Source organism: Catenulispora sp. GP43, from assembly GCF_041260665.1.
Taxonomy (GTDB): domain Bacteria; phylum Actinomycetota; class Actinomycetes; order Streptomycetales; family Catenulisporaceae; genus Catenulispora.
Map to the genome: position 1 here is coordinate 14,497 of NZ_JBGCCT010000017.1, position 15,565 is coordinate 30,061.

Sequence of the window (15,565 nt, forward strand, 5' to 3'; positions counted from 1 at the left end):
AAACTCCTCAGCCGGGAACGGGGTGGTTCGGGATCAGTAGGCGAAGCTCAGGCGCTGCTCGTCCTCGCCGTTGCCGGCGCCGGCCGCCGGTCCGATCTCGGGCGGGTCGGCCTTGGCGTAGCGGACCATCAGTCCGACTTCGACGACGGCGAGGACCCCGTACAGCGCAGTCAGGACGATGAGCGAGGTGAGGACTTCACCGGCGCTGACCAGTGAAACTCCGGCTCTGGTGGTGAGCACTCCGTAGACGGCCCACGGCTGCCGGCCCATCTCGGTGAAGATCCAGCCGAAGCTGCTCGCCAGGATCGGCAGGGCGATCGACCAGGTGCACACCCGCCAGAACCAGCGCCGCTCCGGCATCCGGCCGCGCCGCGTCCACCACAGCCCGACCGCCGCGACCAGCGCGGCCAGCAGCCCGAAGCCGATCATCAGCCGGAACGACCAGTAGGTCACCGGGATCACCGGCTTGTAGCTGCCGGGCCCGTACTGGCTGGCCTCCAGCGCCTGCACGTCGTCGATCCCGTCGACCTTGCCGTGGAAGGATCCGGTCGCCAGGAAGGACAGCACCCCCGGCACCCGGACGCTGAAGACTTCCTTGCCGCCGTTGAGCGATCCGATGGTGAACAGGGAGAACGAGGCCGGCTTGGACGTGTGGTAGAGCGCTTCGGCGGCGGCCATCTTCATCGGCTGCTGCTCGGTCATGATCTTGCCGTCGATGTCGCCGGTGACCAGGAGCCCCGCGGTCGCGACCAGAGCGGCCCACAGCCCCAGCCGCATCGAGGGCCGGAAGACGTCGGTGAACCGCCTACGGCCCAGGTGCCAGGCACTGACTCCGACCAGCAGCATTCCGGCGTACAGGAAGGCGGCGGTGAGCGTGTGGAAGAACGCGATGACCGCAGTGGAGTTGGTCAGGACCGCGAAGAAGTCGGTGAGCACCGCCCGGTTGCTGGCCGCGTCGATCCGGTAGCCGACCGGATGCTGCATCCAGGCGTTCGCGGCGAGGATGAAGTACGCCGAGAGCATCGTGCCGATCGACACCAGCCAGATGCAGGCCAGGTGGATCCGCGCCGGCAGCCGCCCCCAACCGAAGATCCACAGCCCGAGGAAGGTGGACTCCATGAAGAAGGCCAGCAGACCCTCGATCGCCAACGGAGCCCCGAAGATGTCCCCGACGAACCGCGAGTAGGCACTCCAGTCCATCCCGAACTGGAACTCCTGGACGATGCCGGTGGCCACCCCGAGCGCGAAGTTGATCAGGAAGAGCTTGCCCCAGAACTTCACGGCGCGCAGGTACTGCTCCTTGCCGGTGCGCAGCCACGCGGTCTGCAAGATCGCCACCAGCGCCGACAGGCCGATCGTCAGCGGGACGAAGAAGAAGTGGTAGACGGTGGTGATACCGAACTGCCAACGCGCGAGCATCAGGGTATTCACAACATTCCTCGTCCTTCGGGTCGTGGCAGGGTCGAACCCAGCCTCGGGCCGAGCCCGGGCACCCGAACAGGGCACGACGGCCCGACCGGCGAGGGGCCACTGGACCTGAAACGGACATTCCCGGCGGGACTTCCGCGGACGGGGCGAGCAGAAGGGCCCGTCTGCGACGAGGCCGTTCGCCCCTACGCGCAGCGCACGGCACGGCGGATGGTGTGCGTATCGATTCCCACTGCCGAGAGCCACACAGTCATGAGCAGCATGAGCGAGGACACGCAACAAAGGACGCCGGCGCAGATCGCCCCCGGCCTGATCCAGGACGCGCACCGCGATGTGCTGCTCGCTGTGCAGCGCGGTCTGGCGGCCAACTGGCACGAACAGGTGCCCAGGATCGCCGTGGTCGAGCACGGCGGCATCGCCACCGCCTACATCAGCACGTCCTCGAAGATAGACCCGGCAGCCCGCGCCGACATCCGCGGTGCCGTGCGCGCCGCCCTGGCGCCGTACACGGACCTGGCACCGTTCACCGCCGTGGTGTTCCTGACGCGCGGCCGGCCGTGATCGGAGACGGCATCACGAACAGCCGCAGCACAGCGTCGCGCACAAGGTCGGATTCCCATGCTCCGGCAGCGTCCAGCTGGCGGACGGTCTCCTGCGATCGGTGAGCGAGGAGCGTGCGGGGAGGGCGGATCATGCTTGGATTCGTGAACTGATTCGAAGCGGGAGACGGATCACCGATCAGAAGCGGTCGCGTCGACGAAGGGCTCCGTAGGCAATCAGATCGGCGTCGACATGCCGCGTGCCACCGGTCGCGGCGAGCAGGATCGTCACCGCCATCGCCGCCACGAAAGCACGCCCCAAGGTCACAGCCGGTGCCAGGCCCGGCTGCTCCCGATAGGCGGCGGCTCCCTGTTCGAGCATCGCAGGCCGCCGCTTCAGCTGCCCGCCGGGCCCACCGCCGACCGCGGCCCGGGGACGAAGCGGTAGCCGGTGCCGAACTCGGTGAGCAGGTGCACGGGATGCTGCGGGTCGGCTTCGAGCTTGCGGCGCAGTCGCGCGATGTGGAAGCGCAGAAGACCGCCGTCAGCAGCAGCCTGGCCCCACACCTCGCTCAGGAGCCGGGGAATGCTGAGGAGCTGGTTCGGGTGCCGCAGTAGCGGCTCGAGCACGGCCCATTCGGTGCGGGTGAGCCGGACGCCGGAGCCGTCACGGGTCACGGTGTGCGACAGCAGATCCACGGTGCTCGGCCCGATGACGACCGGCGCGCCCACCGGGGCGCCGGGTTCGGCCGCGCTGTCCCGCCGGCGCTGGACTGCCCGAAGCCGTGCGAGGAGTTCCTCCATCGAGAACGGCTTGGTGACGAAGTCGTCCGCGCCGGCATCGAGCACCCGCACCTTCTCCGACTGCTCGGTGCGCCCCGAGAGCACGACGATCGGCACCTCGGTCCACCCGCGCAGGCCGTGGATGACATCGGTGCCGTCCATGTCGGGCAGACCCAGGTCCAGCAGCACGACATCGGGGAGGTGGCGCGCCGCGGCCGCGAGCGCGTCCACGCCCCGTTCGGCCGTCGCGACCTCGTAGGAGCGGGCCTTCAGGTTGATGCGGAGAGCACGCAGTATCTGCGGCTCGTCTTCCACGACGAGGATGTTGGTCACGGCGCCGTTGCCTTTCGGTAGCGGGGGCTACGTTCTATCCAGTGAACGCTCTGTACAGCCGGAAGCCGTGTGCTGCTCACGTGATGCAAACGCGGTGCGTGACAACGCAAACACAGAGCCTTCGAGATCCGTGTCAACGGCAGGGCGCACGCGCGGCTGGTCAGCGGTACTCCGCCAGCCGCGGCCGGACGCCGATGACGAGCAGCGCCACCACCGCCACCGCGACGCCCAGCGGCACCCACGGCGCGTCCATGAACACCCTGGGCGTCGAGCCGCGACGGCGCGGGCTCCGCAGACCGCTAAATGCGGCGCTCATGAGCCGCAGCCCTGCCCTGCCGTAGCGTGAACGGGGTACGGTGCTCGGCGCGGTGATCCTCCTCGGTGGCCTGGTGAGCCTGCTCGCCGGGGTCACGGAGCGGCGCCGGTGGCAACGGCTGCTGGCCGGCGAACACACCGCATGGCGGCGAACGCGACCGATCCAGCACGTTCTTCATCGCACTGGGCCTGGTCGCGTTCGCCGGGGCCGTCACAGCGTTCGTGCTCGGCTGACTCGGCTGACCCGCCGGAGTCTCAGGCGGCCAGGCCCACCAGCCGCGCACTGAGCTTCCACAGCCGGTCCACCGAGCTCTTGTCGTTCACCAGCAGGTTCGGCAAGGACGCCGCGACGCCTTCGTAGTAGCCGCCGTCCTCCACCGGAGCGCTCGCCAGGTGCAGGACCGCCGTCGCGCCCTCGGCGACGGGGCGCCCGAGCTCGCGGGTGTAGTTGCGGACCATGTCGGTGGCCAGGATGCCGGGATGCACGCTCGCCGCGATCAGATCGGTGCCGCCGCGCACGGCCACGGCCTTGGTGAACAGGTTCAGCGCCAGCTTGGACTGTGCGTAGGCGGCCACCGCCGAGTACCGCTTGGCCGACTCGACGTCGCCCCAGTGCAGCCGGCCGCCCCGGTGCAGCGCGGAGGAGACGTTGACCACGCGGCTGCCCGGGCTGAAGGTCAGCAGCGGCCACAGCAGGCGGGTCAGCAGGTAGGGCGCGAGGTAGTTCACCTGGAAGGTGAGCTCGTGGTCGTCCGCGGTGAGGGTGCGGGTCTGCGTCCCGAACACCGCCGCGTTGTTGACCAGCAGGTCCAGCTTCCGGTTCTCGGCGGCGACCTGCCGGGCCATGGCGGCGACCTGGCCGAGGTCGGTGAAGTCGGCGGTGACGACGGACAGCCGCCCGGCCTGCGCACCGCTCTTCACCAGGGTGTGCACGGTCTGCTCGCCGAGTTCGGCGGTGCGGGCGTGCACGATGACGTGCGCGTGCTGGGTGGCGAGCTGCCGTGCGATCTCCAGACCGAGACCGCCGTCGGCACCGGTGACCAGGGCGGTACGGGACGAAGCAGGCTTCTTCGACATGATGATGGGTGCTTTCCGATGTTGGAGAGGGATCCGCCGGGACCGCGTCTGGCGGCTCCACCGCCTACGGGACGCGGACTCGGCGTGGCGGATGACCGCCGGGAAGGGATGACGCCGGGATCGAGAGCCCGGCGCGGGAGCGTTCGCAAGCGCCGGATCAGGGCCGAGGGCCGATCAGCGATCCGGGCTGTCAGGGTTCTTGTCAGCGCTCCGTCTGACTAGGCGGCCGGTCGTCATGCCGGGCGCCAGGATCACCGGGTGCGTGGACTGCGGCGCGCTGCGCCCCGCCGTTCGCAGGGCGCTGCTCCACGCCTCCGGTGATCACAGGACCAGCCAAGCAGGCCGCGGACAACCCGGACAAGAGCACCCGCACCGATCAAACACGGCGCATACGAAGCCCGCACGACTGGCACCCGAACGGCGGCACGGCGCGAGGCACCGGTACGCGGCCCCGCTTGACCGGGAGGGAGACCCCGGCCGCCTGAGAAGGAAGACCCCGGCGTCTGAGACACGAAGGGACCGGCACCCGCGATGGGTGCCAGTCCCTCTGCTGTCCCTGGTGTCAGCTCTGAGCCGTGGTGACCGGGTGCGCCTTGTCCAGAGCCATGTTCAACGTCACCACGTTCACGTACTCCTCCCCCAGGAAGCCCAGGGAGCGGCCGGTGGTGTTGTCCTTGACCAGCTTCTGCACCGTCGCCTCATCGATGCCGCGGGCCTTGGCCACCGAAGCAGCCTGGTCGTTGGCGTTCTCCACGGAGATGCCGGGGTCCATGCCGGAGGCCGAGGCGGTGACCGCGTCCTCGGGCACCTTGGTCGGGTCGATGTCGTACGCCTTGGCGTAGGCGGCGATCCGGCCCTCGATGGTGTTCTTCAGCGTGGCGCTGTCGGTGCCCAGGTTCGATCCGGCCGAGTAGGCGTAGTTGCAGCCGGGGTCGCTGGAGTTGGCCGAGTTGGTGGCATCGGACGGGCGGGCCTGGAAGTACTGCGGCAGGGCGTTGCCGGACTTGTCGACGTACTGCTGGCACAGCAGCGACGAGGCGACCACCTGTCCCTGCGCGTTCTTGATGAGCGAGCCGTTGGCCTTGTTCTTGAACGCCAGCTGCGCGATCCCGGTTATCACAAGCGGGTAGGCGATACCCAGGATCACCGTGAACACCACCATGGCCCGGATGGCGGCGCTGTAGCGTCGGAATGCTGGTCCGAGTTTCATTGGTCGGCTCTTCCTACTTCAATCCGGGGATGAACTGGATGACCAGGTCGATCAGTTTGATGCCGACGAACGGCAGCGCCAGGCCGCCGGCGCCGTAGATGATCAAGTTTCGCCGTAGGAGCGCCGAGGCGGAGGACGGCTTGTAGCGCACGCCGCGCAGCGCCAGCGGGATCAGGCCGATGATGATCAGGGCGTTGAAGATGATGGCGCTGGTGATCGCCGACTTCGGCGAGTGCAGGCCCATGATGTTGAGCACGTGCAGGCCCGGGTAGATCACCGTGAACATGGCCGGGATGATCGCGAAGTACTTCGCGACGTCGTTGGCGATGGAGAAGGTGGTCAGGGCGCCGCGGGTGATCAGCAGCTGCTTGCCGATCTCGACGATCTCGATCAGCTTGGTCGGGTTGGAGTCCAGGTCCACCATGTTCCCGGCCTCCTTGGCGGCCGAGGTGCCGGTGTTCATGGCCACGCCCACGTCGGCCTGCGCCAGCGCCGGGGCGTCGTTGGTGCCGTCGCCGGTCATCGCGACCAGCTTGCCGCCCTCCTGCTCCTTCTTGATCAGCGCCATCTTGTCCTCGGGCGTGGCCTCGGCCAGGAAGTCGTCGACCCCGGCCTCCTCGGCGATGGCCTTGGCGGTCAGCGGGTTGTCACCCGTGATCATGACCGTCTTGATGCCCATCTGCCGCAGTTCGGCGAACCGCTCGCGGATGCCTTCCTTCACGACGTCCTTCAGGTGGATGACGCCCAGGGTTCGAGCGACGCCGTCAGGAGTCTTCTCCGCCACCACCAGCGGCGTGCCACCGGCCGCCGATATGCCGTCGACCAGGGCGCCGACCTCGTCGGTGGGATGCCCGCCGTTGTCGCGTACCCACTTCATGACGGCGCTGCCGGCCCCCTTGCGGACCTCCCTGCCGTCGGCCAGGTTCACCCCCGACATACGCGTCTGGGCTGTGAAGGGCACGAACTCCGCGCCGCCCAACTCGCCTTCGTGCCGCTCACGCAGACCATAGGCGGTCTTGGCCAGGACCACGATCGAGCGGCCTTCCGGCGTCTCGTCAGCCAACGAAGACAGCTGCGCGGCATCGGCGAGCGTGTTCTGCTCGACCCCGGCCACCGGCACGAACTCGCTGGCCTGGCGGTTCCCGAGGGTGATCGTCCCGGTCTTGTCCAGCAGCAGGGTGTTGATGTCGCCGGCGGCCTCGACCGCGCGGCCGGACATCGCCAGCACGTTGCGCTGGACAAGGCGGTCCATGCCGGCGATGCCGATCGCGGACAGCAGCGCGCCGATCGTGGTCGGGATCAGCGCCACCAGCAGCGAGACCATGACCACCAGCGACTGCGCGGCACCGGCCCAGGTAGCCATCGGCTGCAGGGTCACCACGGCCAGCAGGAAGACGATGGTCAGCGAGGCCAGCAGCACGTTCAGCGCCAGCTCGTTCGGCGTCTTCTGCCGGTTCGCGCCCTCGACCAGGCTGATCATCCGGTCGATGAAGGTCTCCCCCGGCTTGGAGGTGATCTTCACGACGATCCGGTCGGACAGCACCTTGGTCCCGCCGGTCACCGCCGACCGGTCGCCGCCGGACTCCCGGATGACCGGGGCCGACTCGCCGGTGATCGCCGACTCGTCCACCGAGGCCACCCCCTCGACAACGTCACCGTCGCCGGGGATGACCTGCCCGGCCTCCACCACCACGAAGTCGCCGAGCCGCAACTCGGTACCCGGGACCTCGGACTCCGCGCCGGCATTGCCGGGCGACCAGGAAGCAAGCCTGCGGGCGATCGAAGTGGTCTTGGCCTTGCGCAGAGTGGCGGCCTGCGCCTTGCCGCGGCCCTCGGCCACGGCCTCGGCCAGGTTGGCGAACACCACGGTCAGCCACAGCCACACCGTGATCACCCATGCGAACACCGACGGGTGCGCGATCGCCTGCCAGGTGGTCAGGACCGAGCCGGCCTCGACCACGAACATGACCGGGTTCTTGAACATGACCCTGGGGTCGAGTTTCTTCAAAGCGTCCGGAAGCGACTTCCAGAGCATCTTCGGATCCAGAAACCCCCCGCCGATGCGGTGCGACTCAGCGCCCGCCTTCGGCTGCGACGCCTGCTCCGGCGTGTCGGAATGAGTGGAGACAGACATCAGTGCAGTCCTTCAGCGAGCGGCCCGAGCGACAGGGCCGGGAAGTAGGTGAGGCCGACGACCAGCAGCACGGTGCCCAGCAGCATCCCCGCGAACAGCGGCGAGGCGGTCTTGAGCGTGCCCTCGGTCTCCGGGACCGGCTTCTGCTTGGCCAGCGACCCGGCCAGCGCCAGCACCCAGATCATCGGCAGGAACCGGCCGAACAACATCGCCAGCGCACCGGCGGTGTTCCACCAATGGGTGTTCCCGGACAGGCCGGCGAAGGCCGAGCCGTTGTTGTTGGCCATCGAGGTGAAGGCGTACAACACCTCGGAGAAACCGTGCGGCGACGGACTGCCGTTGGGCCCCAGGTTCCCGGAGTTGATCGACGCCGTCTCACCCTTCAGCGCCATCGCCAGACCGGCGAAGATCAGGACCACCGCCGGGGTGGTCAGGATGTACAGCGCCGCGTACTTCATCTCCGCCGGGCGGATCTTCTTGCCCAGGTACTCCGGCGTGCGGCCGACCATCAGACCGGCGATGAACACGGTCACGATGGCCAGGATCAGCATGCCGTACAGGCCCGAGCCGGTTCCGCCGGGCGCGATCTCACCCAACATCATGTTGAACATGGCCGCACCGCCACCGAACGGCGTGTACGAATCGTGCCAGGAGTTGACCGCACCCGTGGACGTCAACGTCGTGGACGTCATGAACAAGGTCGAGGCCGGGATGCCGAACCTGGCCTCCTTGCCCTCCAACGCCGCATGCCCGGTGGCCAGATTGACACCGTGGTGGTGGGTCTCGAAGAAGGTCGAGAACGCCAGCGACCCGATCCAGATGATCGCCATCACCGACAGGATCGTGTAGCCCTGCTTGTGCGAGCCGACCATCTTGCCGAAGGTGCGCGGCAGCGCGAAGCCGATCACCAGCAGCAGATAGATCTCGATCAGGTTCGTGAACGCCGTGGGGTTCTCGAACGGATGCGCGGAGTTGGCGTTGAAGATGCCGCCGCCGTTGGTGCCGAGCTCCTTGATGGCCTCCTGGGAGGCGGTCGCGCCGGTGTACAGGCTCTGGTCGCCGTTGAGCGTGTGCACCACGGTCAGGTGGCTCGAAAGCTCCTGGGTGGCGCCGCAGGCGATCAAGATGATCGCGAACACGATCGAGAACGGCAGCATCAGCCGGAAGACGATCCGGGTCAGGTCCACCCAGAAATTACCCAGACGGTCGGTCTTGGAGCGCGTAAAGCCGCGGATCAGGGTCGCGACCACCGCGATGCCGACCGAGGCCGACACGAAGTTCTGCACCGCCAGGCCCGTCATCTGCGCGACGTAGCCCAGCGTGTTCTCACCGGAGTAGTTCTGCCAGTTGGTGTTGGTGACGAACGACGCCGCGGTGTTGTAGGCCAGGTCGGCCTGCATCTTCGGCATCCCCAGCGCCAACATCAGGTGGTTCTGGATCCGAAGGATCAGGTAGAGCAGGAGCACCCCGACCGCGGAGATGGCGAACACCGACCGCAGGTACGTGCCCCAGGTCTGGTCCGCCTCGGGGTCCACACCCATCGTCTTATAGAGGACTTTCTCCACACGAGAGTGCTTCCTCGTGGTGAGAATGTGCGCCATGTAGTCGCCCAGCGGCCGGTAGGACACGGCCAGCAGGAGGACCAGCGCGGCGACTTGGAGCAGGCCGGCCCAGGTGTCCGACATCAGAACTTCTCCGGGAGGATCAGGGCCGCTATGAGATAGCCGACCAGCAGGACCGACACGATCAGGCCGATGATGTTCTCAGCGCTCAAGACGCTCGACTCCCTTGATGATCAACGCGAGAAGCGCGAAGAACGCGATCGTGATCCCGACGAAAATCACGTCGGCCATCAGGTGCTCCTTTGTGTGAGGGAAAAGGGCGTGCCTAGTGAATCCCGGAAAGGTTCCCTCTCAACCTGGCGCAAGCACGATGCAAGCGCCCCCGCTCAAGTCGCACATGCCGTCCAAACGGCTGACGGAGGTGCATCGTCGGAGGACCGTGACAAGATCGGTTCCGAGATGGAGGCGAGATGAGCGGGCGCGGCAGACTGCGCGTCTACCTGGGCGCGGCGCCAGGAGTCGGCAAGACCTATCACATGCTCGACGAGGCGCGGCGGCGTGCCGGACGCGGTGCGGATGTGGTGGTCGGCCTGGTCGAGACGCACGACCGGCCGCACACCCAGGCCATGCTGGACGACCTCGAGGTGGTCCCCCGCCGGACCATCGAATACCGGGGCGCCACCTTCACCGAGATGGACGTGGACGCCGTGTTGGCCCGGCGGCCCCAGGTGGCGATCGTCGACGAGCTCGCCCACACGAACGTCCCGGGTTCGCGCAACGCCAAGCGCTGGCAGGACGTCGAGGAGCTGCTCGACGCCGGCATCGACGTGATCACCACGGTCAACGTGCAGCATCTGGAGTCGCTGAACGACGTGGTCCAGAAGATCACCGGGGTCCCGCAGCGCGAGACGGTGCCGGACGAGGTGGTGCGCTCGGCCGACCAGATCGAACTGGTGGACCAGACTCCTGAAGCGCTGCGCCGCCGGATGGCGCACGGCAACATCTACAAGCCGGAGAAGATCGACGCCGCGCTGTCCAACTACTTCCGCCCCGGCAACCTCGGCGCGCTGCGCGAGCTGGCCCTGCTGTGGGTCGCCGGCCGGGTCGACGAGGCCCTTCAGCGCTACCGCGACCAGCACGGCATCGACAAGGTCTGGGAGACCCGGGAGCGGATCGTGGTCGCGCTGACCGGCGGCCCGGAGGGCTCCACGCTGATCCGCCGAGCGGCCCGCATCGCGCAGAGGTCCGGCGCCCCAGCCTCCGATCTGCTCGCGGTGCATGTCGCCCGCTCCGACGGGCTCACCGCGGCTTCACCGAAGTCGCTGGCCGAGCAACGAGCTCTGGTCGAGTCCCTCGGCGGGACGTTCCACTCGGTGGTCGGCGACGACATCCCCGAGGCCCTGCTGCAGTTCGCGCGCGCCGAGAACGCCACCCAGCTGGTGCTCGGCGTCTCCAGCAGGGGCCGGGTGCAGCGGTTCCTGGCCGGTTTCGGTATCGGCGAGACCGTGGTGCAGCAATCCGGCGACATCGACGTGCACATGGTCACCCACGAGCGATCGGCCGCCGACCAGAGCCGGCTGGCCTGGATCAAGCGGGTGCTGCGGCAGCCGGAGACGGGGCCACGATGGTGGGGGCCGGTGGCCGGGCTGGTCGTGCCGATCGTGCTGACGCTGGTGCTGGCGAACCTCCGGACCCAACTCAACCTGGTCAACGAAGTGCTGATCTTCCTGGCCGGGGTGGTCGCGGTGGCGCGCCTGGGCGGCCTGCTCTCGGCGTTCTTCGCCTCCCTGACGGCCTCGGTGCTTTTGAACTACTACTTCATCCGGCCCTACTACCGGCTCACCATCAACGACCCGCAGAACATCGTCGCGCTGGTCGTGTTCGCGCTGGTGGCGCTGATCGTGGCCTCGGTCGTGGACTTCGCCTCGCGGCAGGAACGACGCGCCGGGACCGCCTCGGCCGAGGCCGAGACACTGTCCGAGCTCGCGGTGGCGGTCCTGCGCGGGGACGAGGCGATCAACGCGATGCTGGCCCGGTTCCGGGAGACGTTCGGCATGGACTCGGCGGCGCTGCTGGAACGCGTCGACCCCTCGTTGCCGCCGCGTCCCGACGAACTGGACGACCCGGACGCCTGGCGCCTGGTCGCGGCGACCTCGGCGACCGGCGCCATGCCGGCCCGCGCTCCGGGCCGGGCCGACGTGCTGGTCGGCGCCGGGCCGGACACCGTGCTCGCGCTGACCGGCCGCACCCTGCCGGCGGCCGACCAGCGGGTCCTGACCGCGTTCGCGGCGCAGACCGCCGTCGCGCTGGAACGCTCGCGGCTGGCCGCCCAGGCCGCACAGGCCGTGCCGCTGGCCGAAGCCGACAAGATGCGCACGGCGCTGCTCGCCGCGGTCTCGCACGACCTGCGCACCCCGCTGGCGGCCGCGAAACTGGCGGTCGCGTCGCTGAAGAACACCTCGGTCGACTGGACGCCCGAGGACCGGGCGGAACTGCTCGACAGCGCCGACGAATCGCTGACCCAGCTCACGCGCCTGGTCGAGAACCTGCTGGATATGAGCCGGCTCCAGGCCGGCGCGCTCAACCTGCACACGGAGGCGGTGAACGCCGAAGACATCACCGAGGCGGCCATGGACGGCCTGGATGCCGCTGACCGGCTCCGGGTGGAGGCGCGGGGCCTGGAGAGCGTGCCCGACGTCCGAGCAGATCCGGTCCTGCTGGAGCGCGCCGTGGCGAACCTCGTCGCCAACGCCCTGAAGCACGGCGGCGCCGACGGCCGGGTGCTGGTGACGGCCAGCGCGCTCGGCGACTCGGTCGAACTGCGGGTCATCGATCGCGGCCCGGGTGTCGCCCCGCAGGATTTCGAACGGATCTTCACTCCCTTCCAGCGGCTCGGGGACCGCGACAACACCACCGGAGTCGGACTCGGGCTGGCGTTGTCGCGGGGGCTGGTCGAGGCGATGTCCGGGTCGCTGGAACCCGAGGAGACGCCCGGTGGCGGCCTGACGATGGTGATCACGCTGCCCCGATGGACCGAGCCCGCACCGCTCCCGGAGCCGTAAGCCGTAGCCGGCGCCCGGAACGCACACGCGATCCAAACAGCCGCCGAGCATGGAGCGCGGTACACAGGACATATGAGGTACTTCGGTCGTGTACACCGCGACCGGTGGGCAATGCTGGCCGCCGTCGTGCTGCCGCTCGCGATGGCCACGGTGCTGCTGCCGTGGCGGTCGTCGCTGGCCAACACCGACGTCGCGTTGCTCCTGGTCGTGACCATCGTCGCGGTCGCCGCGAACGGCCACCGCGCAGCGGGGGCGCTGGCGGCTGTCTCGGCCGCCGTCTGGTTCGACTTCTTCTGGACGAAGCCCTACCAGCAGTTCGCCATCACCCGCGGCACCGACATCGCGACGGCGGTTCTGCTGCTGGTCGTCGGCATCGCGGTCAGCGAGCTGGCGGTACGCGGCCGGCGCGCGCGGCGCACGGTCGTCTTCGACACCGCCTATCTCAGCGAGTTGCGCTCGACGGTCCGGCTCGTCGCCGAGGGCCGCGACCCCCAGGAAGTCGCCAGGCACGTGCAGGCCGAGCTTGTGGCGCTGCTCGGGCTGCGGGACGTCCGCTTCGAGCGCGGACAGCTTCTGGGCCACCCGCCGCGGCTCGAGGCCGACGGCACACTGGCCTGGGGCGACACCCGCTGGGACATCGACGAGCACGGCTTCCCGAACCAGGACGTCGAGCTTCGGACCGGCGCGCGGGGCACGGTCTTCGGCAGGTTCATGATGACCCCGGTCCCGGGAACCGCGCCGTCGCGGCAGGCGCGTGAGGTCGCCGGGATGCTCGCGGCACAGGTCGGAATCTCGTTCGCACAGCAGGAGCCCTCGCTGCGAAGCAGGCCGCCGGCCCACGCGTAGCAACGACGTCGGTAGCAACGACGTCGGCTGTCAGCGCACGAGCCGCATGCGGGCGACCGCCTCGGCCGCGACCGTCACCGCCTGGACGAGCTCGGCCGGCGACGACCAGCCGTCGCGGCGCCACATCAGCAGCAGCCGATCCTCGACTCTCAGGCTGGGCGGTTCCGAGGCCGACATCAGGGCGGTGACGTCATCCGCCGCGAGCAGGCCGTCCGCACCGTCCACCGGCGGGGTGTCGATGGCCCACGCGCTCTCGAAGACGGGCTCGGACCGGATCTCGATCCGCTCCGGCGTCCCCGGCCCGGGCAGCGTGACTGCTACGACGCCGTACAGGTGCGGGGAACCGTTGTAGCGGCAGATGTACGTCGCCGAGGTGACCGGAAGACCGCCGAGCCCTCCGGTGACGACGTCTTCGAACCGGTGGTCGGAGCCGTAGTGGAACGGCGGTGCGGTCGTGCCGTGCAGGACGTGGTCCACACCCGGCACGGCACTGAAGCCGTACATGTCGCACAGGCCGGCCGCGACGGTGCTCGCGCGGCGACGCACGCGTCGGGGACCGACTCGCGGGCTCGCCACGATCAGGGTGGCCAAGCACAGGAACCCGACGACGGGGACGACGACCTCCATGATGCCTCCAGAAATGTCCGATTGACGCGGACGTTAACCCTGGCGCAAGTCCCTGACAAATATTGCTAGCAGGGCATATGCGGACAATGAGTCGGCAGTGAGGATCACCGGTCCCGGTCGACCCGCGAGGCGTGAAGCCCGGCGATCACGTCGTACCGGCGCAGCACGTCCTCGCGGTCGGCCTTCTCCCCCACCGTCTCCACGCACAGGGTCCTGATCATCTCGGCCTGCTCCATCAGCACCCCGCGCTGCTCGCGCAGCGGCGCCTGCTCCAGGATCTCGGTGAGCGCGTCGAGCTGGCGGATCATCACCGCCGGCATCCCGGCGGCGGCCTGCCGGATCTTCTCGAACGAGCGCTGTACGAGCCGGTCGAACGTGGTCTGGGTGGTGATCACCCGGATGTAGCCCTGGGCGTCCCGGTGCACCTGCTCCGGGCGCCACAACAGGGCGATCTCCCGCAGACTGTCACCGATCCAGTCGATGCAGGTCAAGGCGGTGAAGGTGTCGTTGACCGCGGGCGACAGAGCCCGGATGGCGATCTCGACGAGCTGGTCGATGCCGAAGCTGATGTCCTGCGACAGGCTGCGGTAGGCACCCGACAGGTGCGCGTGCTGCAGCGCCTTGGCCACGCCCGGGGCTGCCTCGGCCGGCCAGACCACGGCCAGGGTGCGGCCCTTGACCAGGAAGTGTCCGGGGCGGTGCAGCAGGTGGATCACCGAGTTGGTGGACGTCGCGATGCGGATCAGCGTCGAGTGGCGCACATACTGCAAATAGCCGGACGCCGAGGCCTTCACCTCGCCGGGCTCCTGCGCCATGCGCGAGAGCAGCTCCGCCTCGGACAGGCCGCGCTCGGGACGGCCGGAGCGCGGCGGCGGGGCCTCGGCCTCGATCGCCTTGGCGACGTCGCCGGCGATGGAGGCGATCACCTGCGGAAGCTGGATCTGCACCGCGATGTGGTGGATGAAGTACAGCAGCACGGCCAGATCGACGATCACCAGGATCAGGGTGCTGGTGATGGACACGTGCGGGACGAAGTCGCCGTGCGGGCCCGGGCCGATGGCGATCAACGCCAGCACCGCGTACACGAACGTCGCGACGAACGTGCCCAGCGTCCACTGCGTCCCGCGGTCGCGCATGAAGTTGCGCAGCATCCGCGGCCCGAACTGGGTCGAGGCCAGCGTGAGCGCCACGATCATCACCGAGAACACCACGCCGATCACGGTGATCACGGCCGCGGCGATGGTGGTCAGGATCTGCCGGGAGGCGTCGGCGGTCCCGCTGATCACCCAGAACGGCAGCCTGACCGCGCCGCGGTAAACCGCGCGGTCCACGGTGTAGGTGAAAACAAACAACAACACCGCGCCGGCCACCTCGAAGGCGGGCACCAGCCACAGGTTGGTGCGCAGCGCCTCACGGCGCCACTCCGAACGAAGATCGAATCGCATGGCCGGGATCCAGACGGGAAGGGTACGCGGATGAAAGCGCCGACCAGACTTCCCGGCTCACCTGCCTGAATTCTATGGCCACGAGATCCCCTCCACGCTCACGACCGGATCGGGAGCCCCACACATATCTCACATCATCCGCATGCCGGGCATACTGCGCACCACGATCGCGATGGCTAGGTTGTTGCCACGGAGTTAATCAAA

Annotated in this window: 14 protein-coding genes; 3 read left to right on the top strand and 11 right to left on the bottom strand. The window is 68.7% G+C overall.

The features are described from left to right. Nucleotides 1-33: 33 nt before the first annotated feature. On the bottom strand, nucleotides 34-1,431 hold the full coding sequence (locus tag ABH926_RS30085; protein WP_370369241.1) for a cytochrome ubiquinol oxidase subunit I: 1,398 nt from the start codon (nucleotides 1,429-1,431) through the stop codon (nucleotides 34-36). A 249-nt stretch (nucleotides 1,432-1,680) separates the two neighbouring features. Between ABH926_RS30085 and ABH926_RS30090 the strand changes: the two genes are divergently transcribed. After that, nucleotides 1,681-1,989 carry a hypothetical protein gene (locus ABH926_RS30090; RefSeq protein ID WP_370369242.1) on the top strand — a complete coding sequence of 103 codons (309 nt, stop codon included), beginning with the start codon at nucleotides 1,681-1,683 and terminating at the stop codon, nucleotides 1,987-1,989. A gap of 177 nt (nucleotides 1,990-2,166) precedes the next feature. Here the strand turns inward: ABH926_RS30090 and ABH926_RS30095 are convergent, their stop codons facing one another. The 8 genes from ABH926_RS30095 to kdpF all read right to left on the bottom strand — a co-directional run bounded on the left by ABH926_RS30095 (nucleotide 2,167) and on the right by kdpF (nucleotide 9,593). After that, a complete protein-coding gene (locus tag ABH926_RS30095) occupies nucleotides 2,167-2,349 on the bottom strand; it encodes a hypothetical protein (protein WP_370369243.1) in 183 nt (60 codons plus the stop codon). Between the two features lie 14 nt (nucleotides 2,350-2,363). Beyond that, entirely contained in the window at nucleotides 2,364-3,083 is a 720-nt protein-coding gene (locus tag ABH926_RS30100; RefSeq protein WP_370369244.1) for a response regulator transcription factor, read from the bottom strand. 160 nt (nucleotides 3,084-3,243) lie between these two features. Continuing rightward, nucleotides 3,244-3,399 carry a hypothetical protein gene (locus ABH926_RS30105; protein WP_370369245.1) on the bottom strand — a complete coding sequence of 52 codons (156 nt, stop codon included), beginning with the start codon at nucleotides 3,397-3,399 and terminating at the stop codon, nucleotides 3,244-3,246. A 254-nt stretch (nucleotides 3,400-3,653) separates the two neighbouring features. Beyond that, on the bottom strand, nucleotides 3,654-4,475 hold the full coding sequence (locus ABH926_RS30110) for an SDR family NAD(P)-dependent oxidoreductase (protein WP_370369246.1): 822 nt from the start codon (nucleotides 4,473-4,475) through the stop codon (nucleotides 3,654-3,656). A gap of 562 nt (nucleotides 4,476-5,037) precedes the next feature. Further along, nucleotides 5,038-5,685: a potassium-transporting ATPase subunit KdpC gene (gene kdpC / locus ABH926_RS30115; protein ID WP_370369247.1), complete on the bottom strand. Its 648-nt coding sequence runs from the start codon at nucleotides 5,683-5,685 to the stop codon at nucleotides 5,038-5,040. A gap of 13 nt (nucleotides 5,686-5,698) precedes the next feature. Next, nucleotides 5,699-7,819 carry a potassium-transporting ATPase subunit KdpB gene (gene kdpB, locus ABH926_RS30120; protein ID WP_370369248.1) on the bottom strand — a complete coding sequence of 707 codons (2,121 nt, stop codon included), beginning with the start codon at nucleotides 7,817-7,819 and terminating at the stop codon, nucleotides 5,699-5,701. Further along, entirely contained in the window at nucleotides 7,819-9,504 is a 1,686-nt protein-coding gene (gene kdpA, locus ABH926_RS30125) for a potassium-transporting ATPase subunit KdpA (RefSeq protein ID WP_370369249.1), read from the bottom strand. Before kdpA ends, kdpB begins: the two co-directional genes overlap by 1 nt. Next, nucleotides 9,504-9,593, bottom strand: coding sequence for a K(+)-transporting ATPase subunit F (gene kdpF / locus ABH926_RS30130; protein ID WP_194899130.1), 90 nt, complete (start codon nucleotides 9,591-9,593; stop codon nucleotides 9,504-9,506). The genes kdpA and kdpF overlap by 1 nt, the downstream gene beginning before the upstream one ends. Before the next feature lie 258 nt (nucleotides 9,594-9,851). On the opposite strand from kdpF, the gene ABH926_RS30135 reads away from it, so the two are divergent. Both ABH926_RS30135 and ABH926_RS30140 read left to right on the top strand, forming a co-directional pair. Next, nucleotides 9,852-12,443 (top strand): ATP-binding protein, encoded by a 2,592-nt coding sequence (locus ABH926_RS30135; protein WP_370369250.1) that lies wholly within the window; start codon nucleotides 9,852-9,854, stop codon nucleotides 12,441-12,443. A 72-nt stretch (nucleotides 12,444-12,515) separates the two neighbouring features. Then, nucleotides 12,516-13,289, top strand: a complete 774-nt coding sequence (locus ABH926_RS30140; RefSeq protein ID WP_370369251.1) for a DUF4118 domain-containing protein — start codon at nucleotides 12,516-12,518, stop codon at nucleotides 13,287-13,289. Between the two features lie 30 nt (nucleotides 13,290-13,319). Here the strand turns inward: ABH926_RS30140 and ABH926_RS30145 are convergent, their stop codons facing one another. Together ABH926_RS30145 and ABH926_RS30150 are read right to left on the bottom strand one after the other, a co-directional pair. Beyond that, nucleotides 13,320-13,916: a hypothetical protein gene (locus ABH926_RS30145; protein ID WP_370369252.1), complete on the bottom strand. Its 597-nt coding sequence runs from the start codon at nucleotides 13,914-13,916 to the stop codon at nucleotides 13,320-13,322. A 104-nt stretch (nucleotides 13,917-14,020) separates the two neighbouring features. Further along, a complete protein-coding gene (locus ABH926_RS30150; protein ID WP_370369253.1) occupies nucleotides 14,021-15,361 on the bottom strand; it encodes a DUF2254 domain-containing protein in 1,341 nt (446 codons plus the stop codon). Nucleotides 15,362-15,565: the final 204 nt, after the last annotated feature.